A 16,709-nucleotide genomic window follows, 5' to 3' on the forward strand; every position below is an offset into this window, starting at 1 on the left:
AAGCGCCGGAGCCGCCGGACGGCTAGGCGCCGATGCGCCCCATCGCGGCGTCGAACTCCGCGGCCGAGGAGTCGCTCACCTCGTGGAAGAGCAGCTCGTCGAGCACGTCGGGCGCCGCGGTGAAGTACGGGACACCCGCCAGTCGCAGCGAGACGATGTCGTCGGCAGAGCGCAGGCTCGCGGCGAGCACGTTCGTCTCGCTGCCGGCGCACACCGCCTGCATCTTCGGGATGAGGGCGTCGCCGTCGACCCCGGCATCCCGGAGCCGCCCGAGATACGGTGCGATGTACCGCGCGCCGATGCCCGCCGCGGCGAGAGCCTGACCCACCGAGTACACGGCGGTCACGAGGACGGGGACGCCGTCGGCGGCGAGGACGGATGCCGCGGCGAAGCCATGAGCGGTGGCCGGCACCTTGACCGCCACCCGGTTTCCGAGGTTGCGGATCCCGTCGGCGTTGCGCAGCAGCTCGTCGCGATCGGCACCCCAGGTCTGGAAGAAGATCTCCTCGGCGCCCTCGTCCGACCACCGAGCGTAGAGGTCGGGGATCTCGGCGGCGGCGCGACCGCCGCGCTCGAGGATCGTCGGGTTGGTCGTGACGCCGCGGACGACGCCGGCGGCGAGCAGCCGGGACACCCGTTCGAGGTCGGCGCTGTCGACGTACAGGCGCGGTGCGATGGCGGCAGCAGGCATGGAAGAGCTCCTCGAGCTGGGGCGGGTGATCGCAACCTGTCGTTACAGGTGCGGATTCGGCTAATGTAATGACAGCCATCGACGAAGTCAAAGAAGATCAGGAGCGTCATGCCCCCCTCCCCCACCGCAGGACGCACTGGCGTCGTCATCGTCGGCAGTGTCACGGCGGATGTGACCACGTTCTCGCAGCGTCTTCCGGCCAGGGGCGAGACGATCCTCGGCGACCAGTTCACCCTCTTCCTCGGCGGCAAGGGCGCCAATCAGGCCGTCGCCGCAGGACGCGCAGGAGCGAAGACGAGCTTCGTCGGCTGCGTGGGCGATGACCTCTTCCGCGACCTCGTCGTCGACGGCCTCACCGACGCCGGGGTCGACCTCACCCACCTGCGCACGGTCCCCGGCCCGACGGGCATCGCGCACATCCGCGTCGACGCCTCGGCGCAGAACGACATCGTCATGGTGCCGCTGGCGAACGCCGCCCTCAGCACGGAGCAGATCGACGCGGCGTTGGATGTTCTCGCCCCCACCACCTCCGTGCTGCTCACCCAGCTCGAGACCCCGTCTGCCCTGACGGCGCACATCACCGCACGCGGCCAGGAGCACGGGATGACCGTCATCCTCGACCCCGCACCCGCCGCGCCGCTCCCCGACGAGGTCTGGCAGAACATCGACATCGTCACGCCCAACGAGACCGAGGCGTCGATCCTCAGCGGGATCGAGGTGACGGATGCCGTGACCGCCGAACAGGCCGGCCGGTGGTTCCTCGACCGTGGCGCACGCGCGGCGGTCATCACCCTCGCCGCGCAGGGCTCCTGCGTCGTGACGGCGGACGGCGCGATCGTCGTGCCGCCGCTGCCGGTGGATGCCGTCGACACCACCGCCGCGGGTGACGCGTACGCCGGCTACCTCGGTGTCGCGCTCGCGAACGGCGCCTCCCTCACCGACGCGGTGCGCCTGGCGACCGCCGCCGGCGCCCTCACCGTCACCAAGCACGGCGCATCGCCGAGCCTCCCCGTCCGCAGCGACGTCGACGCCTTCCTGGCGTCACGCGCATCCTGATCAGGAGCCCCCATGCGAAAGACCACCACGACGATCAACCCCGCACTCTCCCGTGTCATCAGCGAGACCGGACACACGGACCTCATCGTCGTGACCGACGCCGGGCTGCCGATCCCCCCGGGATCCGAGCGGATCGACCTCGCCTACCGTCCAGGTGCCCCGGCGTTCTTCGACGTGCTCGACACGGTCCTCGCCGAGATGGTCGTCGAGGGCGCGACGGTGTCGGCGGAGGTCGCCGACCACAGCCCGGAGGTCCTGCAGCAGCTCCGCGACCGGCTGCCCGGGATCGAGATCGAGCTGATCCCGCACGTGGAGTTCAAGAAGCGCACGCACGCGGCACGCGCCTTCGTGCGCTCCGGGGAATTCACCCCCTACGCGAACGTCATCCTGCACGCGGGGGTGGCGTACTAGATGTCCGCACGTTCGGCGGCGCAGGACGCGATCGACCGGCACTCCGCAGCGCCCATGTACGACCAGCTGCGCCACCTCATCATCGACGGCATCGAGCGCGACGGGCTCGAGCCGGGAGACCCGCTGCCCAGCGAGCATCGTCTGTGCGAGCAGTACGGCATCTCCCGCACCGTGGTGCGACAGGCTCTCGCACAACTCGAGCACGAGGGTCTCGTCGAGCGGGTCAAGGGCAAGGGCACATTCGTCTCCCGCCCCCGCACGAGCGAGTCGCTCGTGCACACCTTGATCGGTCTCTACGACGACGTGGAGCGCCGCGGCGGCCATGTGCACAGCGACATCCTCCGCCACGAGCGCGTCGAGGCGGACGCGGACGTCGCGACCGCGCTCGAGGTGCCGGTCGGGTCTCCTGTGGTCGCGCTGGAACGTCTGCGGCACGTGGACGGCGAGCCGTGGTCGCTGTCGACGACGTGGATGCCCGAGCCCGTCGGGGCCGTCACCCTGGGGGTCGACCTGTCCGAGGCATCCCTCTACCGACTGCTCGCGGAGAACGGGATCAGGGCGACGGACGGCGTGCGCTCGGCGGAGGCGACCGTCGCGACGCACGATCAGGCCCAGCACCTCGGCGTCAGCGCCGGCTCCGCCCTGCTGCGGCTGCGGAGCATCAGCCGCGACGCCGCCGGCACCCCCATCGAGTACTTCATCGCACTGCACCGCGGCGACCGTTCCCGGTTCGAGTTCCAGCTCCGCGAAGAGCAGTCGCAGGCCTCGTTGCTGCACGTCGACGTCGGTGGTGCGACCTCTCGGGCGGGTACAGTCTCTCTCTGAGGCGACACTGCGCTTCGGAGAGGACGACGATGATCGACAACGCCGCTTCTGACCGGGCATCCGACGACGATCCGGTCACGCCGGAGACGGGCTCGACCCCGCCGATCGCCGATTTCACCGATCGGCCGGCCCCGGCCCCTGGGCCACTCACCAAGCCGGCCCCGGTGATCCGCCCCGCCAAGCGCCGACCTCGCTGGATCGTGCCGGTCATCGTCGTGGCACTGCTCGCGGCCGCCGTGGGCGCCGTCATCATCTGGCAGGCGGCGCAGTCGGGCCTCGGCTGACCCGCCGCCGCCCCATCGATCAGCGCACCACCCGGCATCCGCTCGTCTCACCCGCCCCGCCCGCCCGGCGTCCGGCATCCTTGCCGTCCACCCCGGGGCATAACTCCGGAGATTTTTCGCAGATCCGCGGAATCCCGGCGGCACCAGGCCCGATCAGACACGTTCCTCCGGAGTTGTGCCCGCGCGGACTACGCTTCAGGCATGACCACTCTGATCCTCACCGTCGCCGGATCCGATCGCCCCGGCCTCGTCGCCGCCGTCGCTGACATCGTCGATGCGCACGGGGGCAACTGGGAGAGCAGTCAGCTCGCCGAACTCGCCGGTGTGTTCGCGGGTGTCATCCAGGTCTCGGTCGCGTCCGAGCGGGAGGCGGACCTGCAGGCCGCCCTTCGAGATCTCGACGGGCTGCTGACGGTGTCGGTGCACACCGGCGCTGATGCCGCATCCGCGCCTGAGCGCCCGATCACGCTGCAGGTCCTCGGCAACGACCGCCCGGGCATCGTCCGCGAGGTGTCAGCCGTGCTGCGCGCTCACGAGCTCAGCATTCAGGACATGATCACGCAGACGCGGGATGCTGCGATGGCCGGCGGCCGCCTGTTCGAGGCCACAGTCGCGGCTACTGTCCCCGCCGCCGTCGACCTCGGCGCCCTGCGTGCCGACCTGGAGCGGCTCACGGCCGAGCTCCAGGTCGACATCACTCTCGAGTGAGGACTCAGACGAGACGGGACTTCGGCGACACCGAGTAGGTGTCCTCGGCGTCGCGGTTGACCGTGTCGCCGAGTGCCTCGTCGATCGCGGCGAGCGTGTCCGCGTCGAGGGTCACACCGGAGGCCTTGACCGTGTCTGCGAGCTGCTCAGGGCGGGAGGCTCCCACCAGCGCCGCTGCGACGTTCTTGTTCTGCAGCACCCAGGCGATCGCGAGCTGCGGCATGGAGAGCCCGGCCTGCTCGGCGATGGGCTTGAGGCGCTGGACCGCGGTGAGGATGTCGTCCTGCAGCAGCCGCTTGATGAAGTCGGCGCCGCTGTGCGGATCGGTCGCGCGCGACCCCTCCGGCACGGGCTGACCCGGCAGGTACTTGCCGCTGAGGACGCCCTGCGCCATCGGCGACCAGACGATCTGCGAGATGCCGAGCTCTTCGGATGCCGGAACGACCTTGCCCTCGATGACGCGGTGCAGCATCGAGTACTGCGGCTGGTTCGAGATGAGCTGCACGCCGACCTCCTTGGCCAGGGCGTGGCCCTCGCGCAGCTGCTCCGCCGTCCACTCGCTCACACCGATGTAGAGGGCCTTGCCGGCACGGACGACGTCCGCGAATGCCTGGAAGGTCTCCTCCAGCGGCGTCTCGTAGTCGAAGCGGTGCGCCTGGTACAGGTCGACGTAGTCGGTGCCGAGACGTGCGAGCGAACCATTGATGGACTCGAGGATGTGCTTGCGCGACAGTCCGGTGTCGTTCGGTCCCTTGGGGCCGGTGGGGAAGTAGACCTTGGTGAAGATCTCGAGGCTCTCGCGGCGCTGTCCAGCGAGCGCCTTGCCGAGGATCACCTCGGCGGCGGTGTTGGCGTAGGTGTCCGCCGTGTCGAACGTGGTGATGCCGGCGTCGAGGGCAGCGTGCACCGTCTTGACGGCAGCGTCGTCGGCGACTTGGGAAGCGTGGGTGACCCAGTTGCCGTAGGTGATCTCCGACACCTTGAGGCCGCTGTTTCCGAGATAGCGATAGTTGACCATGCACCTACGCTAGGGCCTTCATGCGGTGGCAGGGCCGAAGCGCGGAAACTGGTCAGCGCCCCGGCGCCGGGCGGTGGATTCTCAGCCAATGCTCGGTCTGTGCGACGTGACTGGCCGCCGCCGCGGACGCCGCGACGGGGTCGCGTGATTCCAGGCCGCGGAGGATCGCCCGGTGCCCGGCGTCAGAGAGGACCTTGATCTGCGCCGCGTCCTCCGTGGTGAAGATCTTGTATGCGCGCGAGCGCGCTCGCAGCACTTCCAGGAGCGTCGCCAGCGCATCGTTTCCGGCGACCTCGGCGATCGCCGCATGGAACTCGTGGTCGAGCTCGGACAGCTCTTCGTCATCGGTGACGGCTTCGAGCCGGTCGAGGAGCTCGTCGAGTCGGGCGATGGCGTCGTCGTCGATGCGGGCAGCGGCGAGGGTGGCCGCATGGGCCTCCAGTGCCCGGCGCAGTTCGTAGAGCTCGAGGATCGAGTCCAGCGGCAACAGACCGACCGTGAGACCGAGGCCCCGGATGAGGTCGGCCGCATGAAGCTCGGAGACGTAACTGCCCGACCCGTGCCTCGTGTCGATCACCCCGAGGGCGGAGAGCGTGCGGATCGCCTCGCGCAGCGGTCCGCGCGAGACGGAGAGCCGTTCGCACAGCTCGCCCTCGCTGGGCAGTCGATCACCCGGTTTGAGATCGCCGTCGGCGATCAGTGCCCGCAGTCCGTGCAGTGCCGTCTCCATCGCGCCCATCGACCTATTGTCTCCTCATCGCGAGTTGTATTACGACTTTGCTAAATAATCGCCCACAGATCGCATTCGCGGAAGGGCTGTGGCAAAGTTGTGCAACAACTCCCCGATTCATCCAGCGATCTCCCCGAGGCGTCATGCAGCAGTCACCCCCCACCTCCGCGCCGGTCCGACTCGCATCGGGCATGCGCGCTCGGGACGCCTGGCCGCTGGATCCTGACATCATCCACCTCAACCACGGGTCGTTCGGCGCCGTCCCCACCGAGGTGGTCGAACACCAGAACGCGCTGCGCGCGATGGCCGATCGCAGCCCGGTCGGATGGTTCCCCCGCATCGCCGAGCACGTCGCGGAGGCCAGGACCGCCGTCGCACCGTTCGTCGGCGCGCGCCCGGAGGACAGCGCCTTCGTCCCGAACGCCTCCGCCGCCGCGACCGTCGTGTACAACAGCCTTCGTCTGGAGGCCGAGGACGAGATCCTCGTCACCGATCACGGCTACGGCGCGATCACGATGGGGGCCGCGCGCCTCGCTCGCCGGTTCGGTGCCCACGTCCGCGCCGTCGGCATCCCCCTGTTCGCCGACCGTGACGAGGTCGTCGACATCTTCCGGCGAGCGATCGGCGACCGCACCCGCCTGATCGTCATCGACCAGATCACCTCCCCGACCGCCCGTGTGCTCCCGACGGCCGACATCACCGCGCTCGCCCACGAGCACGGCATCCGCGTCCTCGTCGACGGCGCGCACGCCCCGGGTCTCGTCGCCGACGCCGCGGCCGTCGCCGGTGGCGACTGGTGGTTCGGGAACATGCACAAGTGGCCTTGTGCACCGCGCGGTTCCGCACTCCTGGTCACCGCAGCGGAGGACCGTCAGGACCTGTGGCCGCTCATCGACTCCTGGGGCGCCCCAGAGCCGTTCCCCGAGCGCTTCGACACCCAGGGCACGATCGACGCGACGACCTATCTGTCGACCCCTGCGGCCATCGACTTCATCGAGCGCGAGTACACCTGGGCGCGCACGCGGGACACGATGCGCGAACTCGCCGACCTCGGCGCACGCATGATCGCCGACGCCGTCCAGCCGTACGTGGCCGACGACGCGCTGGCCACGCTCCCCATGCCGGTCGATGCGATGCGTCTCATCCGCCTGCCGGACGGCCTCGGCAAGACCCGCGAGGAGGCGGATGCCCTCCGCATGACGCTCTTCGACACGGTCGGCGTCGAGACGGCCTTCACGAGCTTCGAGGGGCGCGGCTATTACCGCCTCTCGGTGCACCTGTACACCGAGATCAGCGACTTCGAGGCCTTCATCGAACGCTGCATCCCGCCGATCCTCCGCGCCGCAGCCGCGGCATCCTGACTCGAACCCGATACCGAGAAACCCGCGAAATCCCGCGAATCACAACAGTAAGAAAGAGGTACGTCATGAAGCGCACACGTCTGACGACAGCCGTCGGCATGGGCACAGTCGCCCTGCTGGCACTGACTGCATGCTCCGGCGGCTCCGGAGACTCCGCCGAGGGCGGCGACGTCGAACTGCAGATGGTGGAGAGCCTGACCAACCCGGCGCGCACCGAGCTGCTCCGCGGTCTGCTCGACGACTTCGAGGCCGAGAACCCCGGCGTCACCGTCAAGCTCGTCTCCCCGCCGACCGAGCAGGCCGACCAGACCATCCAGCAGATGCTCCAGTCCGGCAAGGGCGTCGACGTCCTCGAGGTCCGCGACCTCACCGTCGGCCCGTTCTCCAACAACGGCTGGCTCTACGACATGACCGACGACCTGAGCGACTGGGACGGCTGGGACGCTCTGACCGAGAACGCGCGCTCTGCCGCGGACACGGACGGGCAGACGTTCTACCTGCCGTACGGCTTCTACGGTCTGTCGCTGTTCTACCGGACCGACCTCGTCGCCGAGGCCGGCTTCGACGGCCCGCCGACCAGCTGGAAGGAACTGCTGGAGCAGGCCGAGGCCATCCAGGACCCGTCCAACAACATCTACGGCTACGCCTTCCGCGGTGGCACGAACGGCAACACCAACGTCGTCGCCGCCATCGAGGCCTACACGGTCGATGACCTCGACATCGACAACGCCTTCCTCCTCGAGGACGGCTCGACGATCTTCTCCGCCCCTGAGGCGCAGGAGGCGGCGGACGACTACTTCGAGCTGTTCGCGAAGGGCTCCCCGCCCTCGGCCGTGTCGTGGGGCTACCCCGAGATGGTCGCCGGTTTCACCAACGGCTCGACGGCGTTCCTCCTGCAGGACCCCGAGGTCATCGCCACCGTTCAGGACTCCAACCTCGCCGAGGACCAGTGGGACACCGCGCCGCTGCTGACCGGACCGACCGGCAAAGCCGCCCAGCCCCTCGCCGTCGCCGGTTGGGGTGTCGCTGAGGCCAGCGAGCACAAGGAAGAGGCCGTGAAGCTCATCGAGTTCCTCTCGTCGGCGGAGCCGGCGACGGAGTTCGCGCAGTCCAACAGCCTCGTGCCGATCATCGCCGCGGCTGCGGATGACGAGTTCTACTCGACCGGCCCGTGGACGAGCTACGTCACGATGACCGAGAACCCCGACACCTACGTCAACGTGCAGCAGCCGCGTGGCGTGAGCTGGTGGACCGAGTGGGCGCAGAAGGCCGACCAGGACGTGCAGAACGTCCTGCTGGGCAACATGACGACCACCGAGCTCCTCGAGTCGTGGGACGCGTACTGGGTCGACAAGTACGCCACCGAAGAGGACTGATGATGTCACTTCTGACGCGTTCGGGGCGCTCCACCGGTGAATCCGGTGGGGCCGCCCCGGCGCGGCCGGGCAAGCGGGTGTTCGGCCGCCGACAGGCCTGGACGATCCTCGCGTTCCTCGCTCCGGCCATCCTGTTCGTCTGCTGGTTCACGTACTACCCCATGCTGCAGGGCGTGCGCATGGCGTTCCACGACTGGAATCTGTGGGACCTCACCTCGACGCCCTTCGTCGGCTTCGACAACTTCGTCCGCGTCTTCTCCGACCCTGTCTTCCCGGTCGTCGCGTGGAACTCCGTGCTGTGGGTCGTCGGTTCCCTCGTCCCGCAGTTCGTGATCGGCTTCCTCATCGCCCTGGCCCTGCGGACGCGTTTCCGCTTCCGCGGCGTGTACCAGGCGCTCGTGTTCTTCCCGTGGGCCGTTTCCGGCTTCCTCATCGGGATGCTGTTCCGCTGGATGTTCAATGCCGAGTTCGGCGTCATCAACGACCTGCTCATGAAGGCGGGACTGATCGATGCGCCGCTGCCGTGGCTCGCCGATCCGAAGCTCGCGATGTTCGCGGTGATCGTCGCAAACGTCTGGTACGGCGTCACGTTCTTCGCGATCATGATCCTCGCCGCTCTCCAGTCGGTACCGGAGGAGATGCTCGAGGCCGCGAGCCTCGACGGCGCCGGCAGGGTGCGGCAGCTCTTCTCCGTGATCATCCCCTACATCCGGATGACCCTCCTGCTGACCGTGCTGCTGCGCGTGATCTGGATCTTCAACTTCCCCGACATCATCTGGGCGATGACGGCCGGCGGCCCTGCCAGCCAGACCCATATCATCACCACCTGGATGATCAACTTCACCCAGCAGGGGAACTACGGCATCGCCAGCGCCATCGGTCTGATCGTCGTGGCGTTCCTGTTCGTGTTCTGCGCGTTCTACCTGCTGGCGATGAGGAAGGCCACGCGATGACCGCCACCGCTCAGATGATCGTGCCCGCCGAGGTCCGTCAGCCGCCTCGGCCCCGCCGTGCGGGGAAGAAGCGCGTCTCGGCCCTCTCGGTCGTGCGCGTGGTCGGTCTCGCCCTCTGGCTGCTGATCACGCTGTTCCCGCTGTACTGGATCGCGCTGACGTCGTTCAAGGCGCCGTCGACGGTGAACGTCTACCCGATCGAGTACTGGCCGAGCCAGCCGTCGACCCAGAACTACGTGAACCTGTTCGAGATGAACGATTTCGGGGTGTTCCTCGCGAACTCCGCGATCGTCTCGCTCGCGGCGGGCGTGACCGGGACGTTCATCGCGCTGCTCAGCGCGTTCGTGATCTCCCGGTTCGAGTTCCGGAGCAAGGGCGCCGTGCTCATCGCATTCCTGCTCACGCAGATGATCCCCGCGTTCATCGCCCTCGGGCCGCTGTACTCGATGATGTCGGACCTCGGACTGGTGGACAACAAGTTCGGCCTGATCCTCGTGTACATCGCGGTGTGCATCCCGTTCTCGACGGTCATGCTCCGCGGATTCTTCGAGAACGTCCCCGTCGCTCTCGAGGAGGCGGCGATGATCGACGGATGCTCTCGGCTCGGCGCGCTGTTCCGGGTCCTGGTCCCCGTCATGACCCCTGGCATCATCGCCGCGTTCATCTTCAACTTCGTGAACTGCTGGAACGAGCTGTTCCTGTCGGTCGTGCTCATGCACTCCGCGGAGAACCGCACGGTGCCTGCGGCGCTGAACGGGTTCATCTCGACGTTCAACGTCGACTGGGGCTCGATGTCGGCCGCAGCGGTCATCACGATCCTGCCCACGATGGTGATGTTCGCCCTCGCCAGCAAGTGGATCGTCCAGGGCCTGACGGCCGGAGCCGTCAAGGAGTAGAGACCTCAGGACGACACGTCGGCCCGTTCCACCTCGGTGGTGCGGGCCGACGTCGTCTGGGGCACGGTCGTCAGGTCGAGGAGGGCGCCGCGGGACTCGTCACGATCCGTGCACGGTCGTTGAACCCCTCTGCGGTGACACGATCGAGGGCGACCTGCTTGCGGATGGCCGCCGTCCGCTCGTAGAGCGTCGGTTCGCCGAAGCTCGTGAGCACCTTGACCAGCACGGGCAGCAGCTCGATCATGAAGAACAGGGCGGCGATGAGCCAGTGCGCCCACAGGATGATCGGCTCCTTCTCCGCCAGGCGGTTGAGCCCGCTCATCTGGCTGAGCAGTCCGACCGCACCGGCGTTGCCGCCGGCCACCTCGTCCGCGCGCGCGTTGTACGCGGCGAGCGCCTGGTCGTAGGTGCTCCTGGCTGCCGGGAGCTCCGCCTTGGCCTGTTCGCGGTTCTGCGCCTCGGAGGCGGCCGTGGTCTCGCGCGCGGAGGAACCGGCGGCGTCGAGGTCGTCGTTCGCGTCGCGCAGCTGGGCGGCGAGGGCGTCATAGGTCTGCTGCGCCTCGGCCAGCTGCGCCTCGGCGGCGTCGGAGCTCGCGCCCTCGCCGTTCACCCCGGTGCATCCGGGGACCGTGCCCGCCCCCTCGCCGGTGAGCTCGCACTGGTAGAGCGCACGCGCCTGATCGATGACGCCCTGCTGCTCGGCCATCTTCGCGGTGAGGTCGTCGACGGTCGCCTGGGCGGCGGCCTCGCTCGCCGATGCGCTGTCGGTTCCGGCGACGACACCGGTCGCGGCCTGGTTCTCGAGGGTCGCGACTCGCTCGGTGGCGGCATCCAGCGCCTGCTTCTCCGGGCCGGACTCCAGCGCCTCCTGGTCGGACTGCGCCTGGACGATGTTCGTCGCGGCGACCTCTCGGGAGATGTCGTTGTGGAAGATCTGCAGCACGAGCGGCTCGGCGACGACGAACCCGATGATCATGGCCATGATGACGCGGGGGATGGCCAGGCCGATCAGCTTCCCGATGCTGCGTGTCGATGTCATGGTCGACGTGAGGAATCGATCGAGGTTGAAGATGATCAGTGCCCACACGATCGCCAGCGGGACCGCGAGCCAGATGACGGCCCGCACGCCGGTCGTGAGCGCGAAGAGCATCGAGATCGCCGAGACGAGTGCGGTGCCCGCGAGCACGAAGAACATCTGCACGAACCGGGAGGTCTCCCCGGGAACGCGGTCGAGGATGTCGCCCTCCGCGCCGCCGAGGATCGCGAGGGTGCGCAGCCGGGACCCGCGGGGGCGGGGTGTGCGCTCGCGCCGAGTGCGCGCCGGTCGCGGCTGCGGCTCGGGCTCGGGTTCGGGCGCTGCCACCGGATCCGGGCGACGCGGCGCCTGGCCGATGAACGGCTCGTCGTCACCGGGGGCGGAGGTGACGGGATCGACGTCGAGGACGCGCGTCTCGGCGTCTCTCTCGTCGTCGGTCGAGGTCTCAGAGGACGGCGTCGAGCCGGTGGGTTCGTACTCGCGAAGGAAGTCGAGCTCGTCGGTGTCGGCATCCGCGTCGAGGATGATCTGACCCTGGGAGTCGAGACGACCGGGTCGGTGAGCGGAGTAGGGCATCAGACAAATCTAGGAAATGCCGCCTGTGCGCTCGGTGGAAGGGGCCTGCGAGAGGCTCTCAGGTTGTGGTGCTCTCCGGCGCGACAGGTCAGACGACGGCGGCTGCCGCGGCCTCGTCCTCGGAGGTCGCGACCAGCTGACCGCACGCGCCGTCGATCTCCTTGCCGCGGGTGTCGCGGAGGGTCGTCGGCACGCCGGCGTCGTTGAGGCGACGGACGAACTCGTTCGTGACCTCCTTCGTCGACGCCGTCCACACCGACTCGGGAGTCGGGTTCAGCGGAATCGGGTTCACGTGCACCCAGCCGCGCCCGCGGGCGTTGAGCTTCTCCGCGAGGAGGTCGGCGCGCCAGGCGTGGTCGTTCATGTCCTTGATGAGCGCGTACTCGATCGAGACGCGGCGGCCGGTCTTCTCGTAGTACTCGTAGGCGGCGTCGAGCGCCTCGTCGACCTTCCAGCGGGAGTTGACGGGGATGAGCTCGTCGCGCAGGTGGTCGTCCGGCGCGTGCAGCGACAGAGCGAAGGTGACGGGGATGTTCTCGTCGGCGAGCTTGCGGATCGCCGGAACGAGCCCGACGGTCGAGACGGTGATGCCGCGGGCACTCATACCCAGGCCATCGGGCTGCGGGGCGACCATCGTCCGCACGGCATCCATGACCCGCTTGTAGTTCGCGAGCGGTTCACCCATGCCCATGAAGACGATGTTCGACACCCGCTCCATGCTGTGGTCGTCCGCCTTCTTCCCGCCGAGCCCGCCCTCGGCGATGAGGCGGTTCGCGCGGACGATCTGCTCGATGATCTCCGCCGTCGACATGTTGCGCGTGAGGCCGGCCTGACCGGTGGCGCAGAACGGGCAGTTCATGCCGCAGCCGGCCTGGCTCGACACGCACAGCGTTATGCGGCCGGGGTAGCGCATGAGCACGGACTCGACGAGGGCGCCGTCGTGCAGACGCCAGAGGAACTTGATCGTGTCCCCGCGGTCGGTCTCCAGGCGCCGCACCTCGGTGAGCAGCGGGGGGAGCATCCCGGTGACGAGCTCCTCACGCTGTGCGGCCGGCAGGTCGGTCATCTGCGAGGGGTCGGAGGTGTAGTGGGTGAAGTAGTGGGTCGCCAGCTGCTTGGCGCGGAATCCGGGGAGTCCGAGTTCCTTGACCTTCTCGATGCGCTCTGCGGGGGTGAGGTCGGCGAGGTGCACGGGCGGCTTGCCGCGCTTCGGGCTCGCGAACTGCAGGAGCGGACGCCCCTCGGCGTCCTTCTTCTGGGTCCACCCCTCCGTCCTCGGGCGCACCTGGGGTGCGGCGGGACCCGTCGAGCGGATGCGGGAGTTCTCGGTCATGTCTCCCAGGGTACGCGGTGGCGGGTGGGAAGCGGCTGGAGCGGGGTCAGCCGCGATCGTCCTGCCATCGCCTGCGAAGGGTGACGGCCTCCCCCGCCGGGACGACGATCTCGGTCGCGGGCACCGGAGCATGCCCGGAGCTCTCCGCACGCCCGGCCCGGATCGCCACACGCCCGTCCGGTCGCAGCCAGTCCGCCTCGGCAAGGCGCCGAAGGCGCACGGTCCACCCCTCCTCATCCCACTCGAGCCGGTCGATCACGATGCCACCCCTGGCCCTCAGGCCGGTGATGCCTCCGCGTCGCCATGACTCGGGGAGGGCGGGGAACAGCGTCAGCGACTCCTCCGTCGAGGCGAGGAGCATCGATGCGACGAGGCCGGGCAGGCCGCCACTCGCATCGAGATTGAAGATGCGCCCCGCGTCGTGCCTGCTCGTCAGCGCCGGGGTCCAGTGGTCGATCGCCAACCATTCGACGCAGGTCAGTGCCGACTCGGCGTCGCCGAGAGCGGCGGCGGCCATTCCGAGCTGCACGAGACCGAAGGCCATCTCCATCCGACCGGGCGGCGGCGTCGGGTCGACGGCACGCCACTCGACCTTGGTGCGGACGGACCGGAGAGCGGCGGCGCGGAGTGCCTGCGCACGCTCATCCGTCCCCTCGAATGCGGGGTCGGTCTCGTACCAGAGCGGGTACAGCTGCGAGGCGTGGCGGTGGGCGTGGTTCTCCTCCGCGTCGCCGATCCATTCGGCCAGGGTGCCGTCCGCCGCGATCCGATAGTCCGGCATGGCCTCGGCGAGCGAGGCCCACCGCGCATCGAGGGAGAGGTCGCCGCGCGCACGACTGAGCACGCGGGTTGCGCGCGCGGCATCCCGGAAGAGGGCGATGTCGATCGTGCTGTCCACGGCCAGCGGATGCGCGGCACCTCCCGGGGTGTTCTCCGGGGAGTACGAGGGGACGATGTGGCGGCGCGCACCCCGGACCACGGTCGCGGTCTCCGCGAAGCGGAGGACACCGCCGGCGAGTTCCCACAACCGATCGTCCACGACCGAACGATCACCCGTCGTCGAGACGAGATCCGCCGCGATCCGCAGCACCCACGCGCCGCATCCCGTCCAGAACAGATGAGGGAACTGCGCGTTGAAGTGGTCGGCCTTGCCGTGCGTCGACATGCGCGACGGGAGGAGCATGCCGCCTGCGCCGAAGACGCGCGCGGCGTTCTCGCGGTAGTCGTCGAGGAACGGCAGCATCAGCTCGAGCAACGACGAGGCCAGTCCGGGGGTGCCGGTCGGGATCATCCCTGCCATCGCACCGTTCTGCACGTTCCCGTTGAGGGTGTAGTCCGCCGACCACGCGGGCTTCCACGTCCCCTGCCAGACGCCCTGGAGAGTCGGCGGGAGCTCCCCCGTCGAAGCGATGATGTTCGCCCGTCCCGACGCGTAGGCGATCTCCACGGCCCGCCGGCGGGATGCCGCGTGGCCCTCGCGCGCCGCCGCCCACACCTCCTCGATGGTCTCCGCTCCGGCGCCGTCGAGGTCGAGGAGCGACGCGTCGACGAGATCCTGGTGCGAGCGCGTGCGGACATCCAGGATGTCCTGCCAGTCCGCGGCAGGGGCGACGACCGGTGACCGTCCTGCCACCGACAGGTCGAAGCGCAGCACCACTCGCCCGCCCGACGGGACGTCGACGGCGGCGTCGAGCGCGCCGGCACCGGCCGCACGCCACTCGGTTCCCGATGCGCGCACCTGAGCCAGCGCCTCCCCGCCCGCATCGTGCACGTCGAGCACTCCGGGGTCTCCCGGCGTGACCGCGGCAGCGACGGAGCCCGCGTAGTCGGGAGCGAAGGACGCCGCAGGTCCGTCGTCGGCATCCTCGAGATCCAGTCGCAGGGCGACGTCCGCGCCGCGCGCCGACTCGAGCGCGAGCCAGATCGTGTCGCCTCCGCGCGGTGCGACGAGGCGGATGCCGTGGCACCCACCGGACAGGTCGGTCCATGACACCTCGACGAGGCCGCGGCGCAGATCGATCGTCCGCGATGCCTCTGCGACGCCTCCCGGTGACTCCACGGTCAGTCGGCCGCTCATGCCGAGCGGGTCGGTCCAGATCAGGCCTTGGTAGCCCTCCTCCGCAGCAGCGGCGCTCAGGATGTCCGTCGCGCCGTCACCATCACCGGCGAACAGGCGTTCGCGCATGTCGGGGAGCACGGCTGTGAGGTCCGGGGCGGCCGGGCGAGCATTGGCGGGGAGGAAGAACCGCTCATGCGCGAACGACACGACGAGGCGGTCAGGCGCGCCGTGGGCGATGGCCCCGACGCGACCGCTGCCGACGATCAGTCCGTCCTCCCATGTCGGAGCAGACGTCCGCGTGAGGAAGCGGAGATCACTCATCGACATGCGGCGTGCCCGGCGTCGGTGCCGATGGCCTCTCTGCGCATGCGCCGCATCCTCTCCGTCAGAGCGACTCGCGTCGCACCAGTGTCGTCGGGAGGATCTGCACCCGCTCCACCTCACGCCCGGCAATCGTCGCGATGAGGATCTCCGCCGCCGTCCTGCCCATGTCCTCGAGCGGTTGGCGCACGGTCGTCAGCGGCGGGTCGGATGTCGTCGCCGGCAGCACGTCGTCGAAGCCCACGAGCGAGACGTCGAGCGGCACCCGCCTGCCCGCGGCCTGCAGAACGCGCAATGCTCCCGACGCCATGAGGTCACTGGATGCGAAGACGCCGTCGAGATCGGGATCGCGCTGCAGCAGGCGCGCCATGGCCGCCATCCCGCTGTCAACGGTGAAGTCCCCGTGGACCATGGGGCCCGGTGCGATCCCGGAGCGCGTGAGCTCCTCCGTCCACCCGCGAGTGCGCTCGTTGGCCTGCTCCATGTCCGGCGGACCGGTGATGATCCCGATCCGGCGCCGCCCGGCCTCGACGAGTGCCCGCGCGGCGAGGATCCCGCCGGTGTGGTTGTCCGCGTCGATGACGATCGGGTCCGGCCCCACATCCCCGTGCGGGCGGCCGATCCACGCGACGGGAACAGGAGAGTCGGCGAGCGAGTCCACCAGGTGCGTGATCTCGTGCTGCAGGATGACGATCACGCCGTCGACGGCGCCGGAACGGAGGAACTTCGGGATCCGCCCGAGATCCTCGTCGTCGGCCGGGAGCAGGACGGGCTGGACGTCCCCTGCCGCGAGCCCCTTCGCCGCACCCTTGAGCGCCGAGGCGAAGAATGTGCCGTTGAGACTGCCGATCTCGTTGAAGGCGAGGACGAGACCGATCGCTCCCGCGCGTCCACCGCGGAGCATCCGCGCGGCGAAGTTCGTCTCGTAGCCGAGGTTGCGCGCCTCGCGCTCGACGGCGGAGGTCATCACGGGATCCACGTTCGTGGCTCCCGCCAGCACGCGGGCGGCTGTGGCACGAGAGACGCCGGCTGCTTTGGCGACGTCGATGATCGTTGGTCGAGCCATTACTCCCTC

16 protein-coding genes are annotated in these 16,709 nt (G+C 69.2%); 9 read left to right on the forward strand and 7 right to left on the reverse strand.

All coding sequences use genetic code 11. From position 1 onward, the window contains the following. Nucleotides 1-22: 22 nt before the first annotated feature. The gene (locus HD600_RS04490) at nucleotides 23-691 is read right to left on the reverse strand and encodes a transaldolase family protein (protein ID WP_184281797.1); all 669 of its coding nucleotides are present in this window, start codon (nucleotides 689-691) and stop codon (nucleotides 23-25) included. Between the two features lie 108 nt (nucleotides 692-799). Here HD600_RS04490 and HD600_RS04495 point away from each other — a divergent pair, with 108 nt between their 5' ends. The 5 genes from HD600_RS04495 to HD600_RS04515 all read left to right on the forward strand — a co-directional run bounded on the left by HD600_RS04495 (nucleotide 800) and on the right by HD600_RS04515 (nucleotide 3,975). Continuing rightward, nucleotides 800-1,747, forward strand: coding sequence for a ribokinase (locus tag HD600_RS04495; RefSeq protein ID WP_184281799.1), 948 nt, complete (start codon nucleotides 800-802; stop codon nucleotides 1,745-1,747). Nucleotides 1,748-1,759: 12 nt separating this feature from the next. Beyond that, entirely contained in the window at nucleotides 1,760-2,158 is a 399-nt protein-coding gene (rbsD, locus tag HD600_RS04500) for a D-ribose pyranase (RefSeq protein WP_144793172.1), read from the forward strand. Then, nucleotides 2,159-2,983 (forward strand): GntR family transcriptional regulator, encoded by an 825-nt coding sequence (locus HD600_RS04505; protein ID WP_184281801.1) that lies wholly within the window; start codon nucleotides 2,159-2,161, stop codon nucleotides 2,981-2,983. Between the two features lie 29 nt (nucleotides 2,984-3,012). After that, nucleotides 3,013-3,267, forward strand: a complete 255-nt coding sequence (locus HD600_RS04510; RefSeq protein ID WP_184281803.1) for a hypothetical protein — start codon at nucleotides 3,013-3,015, stop codon at nucleotides 3,265-3,267. Nucleotides 3,268-3,468: 201 nt separating this feature from the next. Further along, nucleotides 3,469-3,975 (forward strand): glycine cleavage system transcriptional repressor, encoded by a 507-nt coding sequence (locus HD600_RS04515; protein WP_184281805.1) that lies wholly within the window; start codon nucleotides 3,469-3,471, stop codon nucleotides 3,973-3,975. 4 nt (nucleotides 3,976-3,979) lie between these two features. Here the strand turns inward: HD600_RS04515 and HD600_RS04520 are convergent, their stop codons facing one another. Beyond that, the gene (locus HD600_RS04520) at nucleotides 3,980-4,993 is read right to left on the reverse strand and encodes an aldo/keto reductase family protein (RefSeq protein WP_184281807.1); all 1,014 of its coding nucleotides are present in this window, start codon (nucleotides 4,991-4,993) and stop codon (nucleotides 3,980-3,982) included. A gap of 52 nt (nucleotides 4,994-5,045) precedes the next feature. Continuing rightward, a complete protein-coding gene (locus HD600_RS04525) occupies nucleotides 5,046-5,732 on the reverse strand; it encodes a FadR/GntR family transcriptional regulator (protein WP_144793188.1) in 687 nt (228 codons plus the stop codon). A 134-nt stretch (nucleotides 5,733-5,866) separates the two neighbouring features. Here HD600_RS04525 and HD600_RS04530 point away from each other — a divergent pair, with 134 nt between their 5' ends. The 4 genes from HD600_RS04530 to HD600_RS04545 all read left to right on the forward strand — a co-directional run bounded on the left by HD600_RS04530 (nucleotide 5,867) and on the right by HD600_RS04545 (nucleotide 10,309). Beyond that, nucleotides 5,867-7,084, forward strand: a complete 1,218-nt coding sequence (locus HD600_RS04530; protein WP_184281809.1) for an aminotransferase class V-fold PLP-dependent enzyme — start codon at nucleotides 5,867-5,869, stop codon at nucleotides 7,082-7,084. A 65-nt stretch (nucleotides 7,085-7,149) separates the two neighbouring features. After that, nucleotides 7,150-8,460 carry an ABC transporter substrate-binding protein gene (locus HD600_RS04535; RefSeq protein WP_184281811.1) on the forward strand — a complete coding sequence of 437 codons (1,311 nt, stop codon included), beginning with the start codon at nucleotides 7,150-7,152 and terminating at the stop codon, nucleotides 8,458-8,460. After that, nucleotides 8,460-9,413 (forward strand): carbohydrate ABC transporter permease, encoded by a 954-nt coding sequence (locus HD600_RS04540; protein WP_144793197.1) that lies wholly within the window; start codon nucleotides 8,460-8,462, stop codon nucleotides 9,411-9,413. Before HD600_RS04535 ends, HD600_RS04540 begins: the two co-directional genes overlap by 1 nt. Next, nucleotides 9,410-10,309: a carbohydrate ABC transporter permease gene (locus HD600_RS04545; RefSeq protein WP_241731622.1), complete on the forward strand. Its 900-nt coding sequence runs from the start codon at nucleotides 9,410-9,412 to the stop codon at nucleotides 10,307-10,309. The genes HD600_RS04540 and HD600_RS04545 overlap by 4 nt, the downstream gene beginning before the upstream one ends. A gap of 70 nt (nucleotides 10,310-10,379) precedes the next feature. Here HD600_RS04545 and HD600_RS04550 read toward each other — a convergent pair whose 3' ends face one another. From HD600_RS04550 to HD600_RS04565, 4 genes are all read right to left on the reverse strand, one after another. Beyond that, a complete protein-coding gene (locus HD600_RS04550) occupies nucleotides 10,380-11,921 on the reverse strand; it encodes a DUF4407 domain-containing protein (RefSeq protein WP_184281813.1) in 1,542 nt (513 codons plus the stop codon). Nucleotides 11,922-12,009: 88 nt separating this feature from the next. After that, the gene (rlmN, locus tag HD600_RS04555) at nucleotides 12,010-13,254 is read right to left on the reverse strand and encodes a dual-specificity RNA methyltransferase RlmN (protein WP_184281815.1); all 1,245 of its coding nucleotides are present in this window, start codon (nucleotides 13,252-13,254) and stop codon (nucleotides 12,010-12,012) included. A 46-nt stretch (nucleotides 13,255-13,300) separates the two neighbouring features. Beyond that, nucleotides 13,301-15,640 (reverse strand): glycosyl hydrolase family 95 catalytic domain-containing protein, encoded by a 2,340-nt coding sequence (locus HD600_RS04560; protein ID WP_184281818.1) that lies wholly within the window; start codon nucleotides 15,638-15,640, stop codon nucleotides 13,301-13,303. Nucleotides 15,641-15,698: 58 nt separating this feature from the next. After that, nucleotides 15,699-16,700 carry a LacI family DNA-binding transcriptional regulator gene (locus HD600_RS04565; protein WP_144793212.1) on the reverse strand — a complete coding sequence of 334 codons (1,002 nt, stop codon included), beginning with the start codon at nucleotides 16,698-16,700 and terminating at the stop codon, nucleotides 15,699-15,701. Nucleotides 16,701-16,709: the final 9 nt, after the last annotated feature.

The sequence above is a fragment of the Microbacterium ginsengiterrae genome (assembly GCF_014205075.1).
Taxonomy (GTDB): domain Bacteria; phylum Actinomycetota; class Actinomycetes; order Actinomycetales; family Microbacteriaceae; genus Microbacterium; species Microbacterium ginsengiterrae.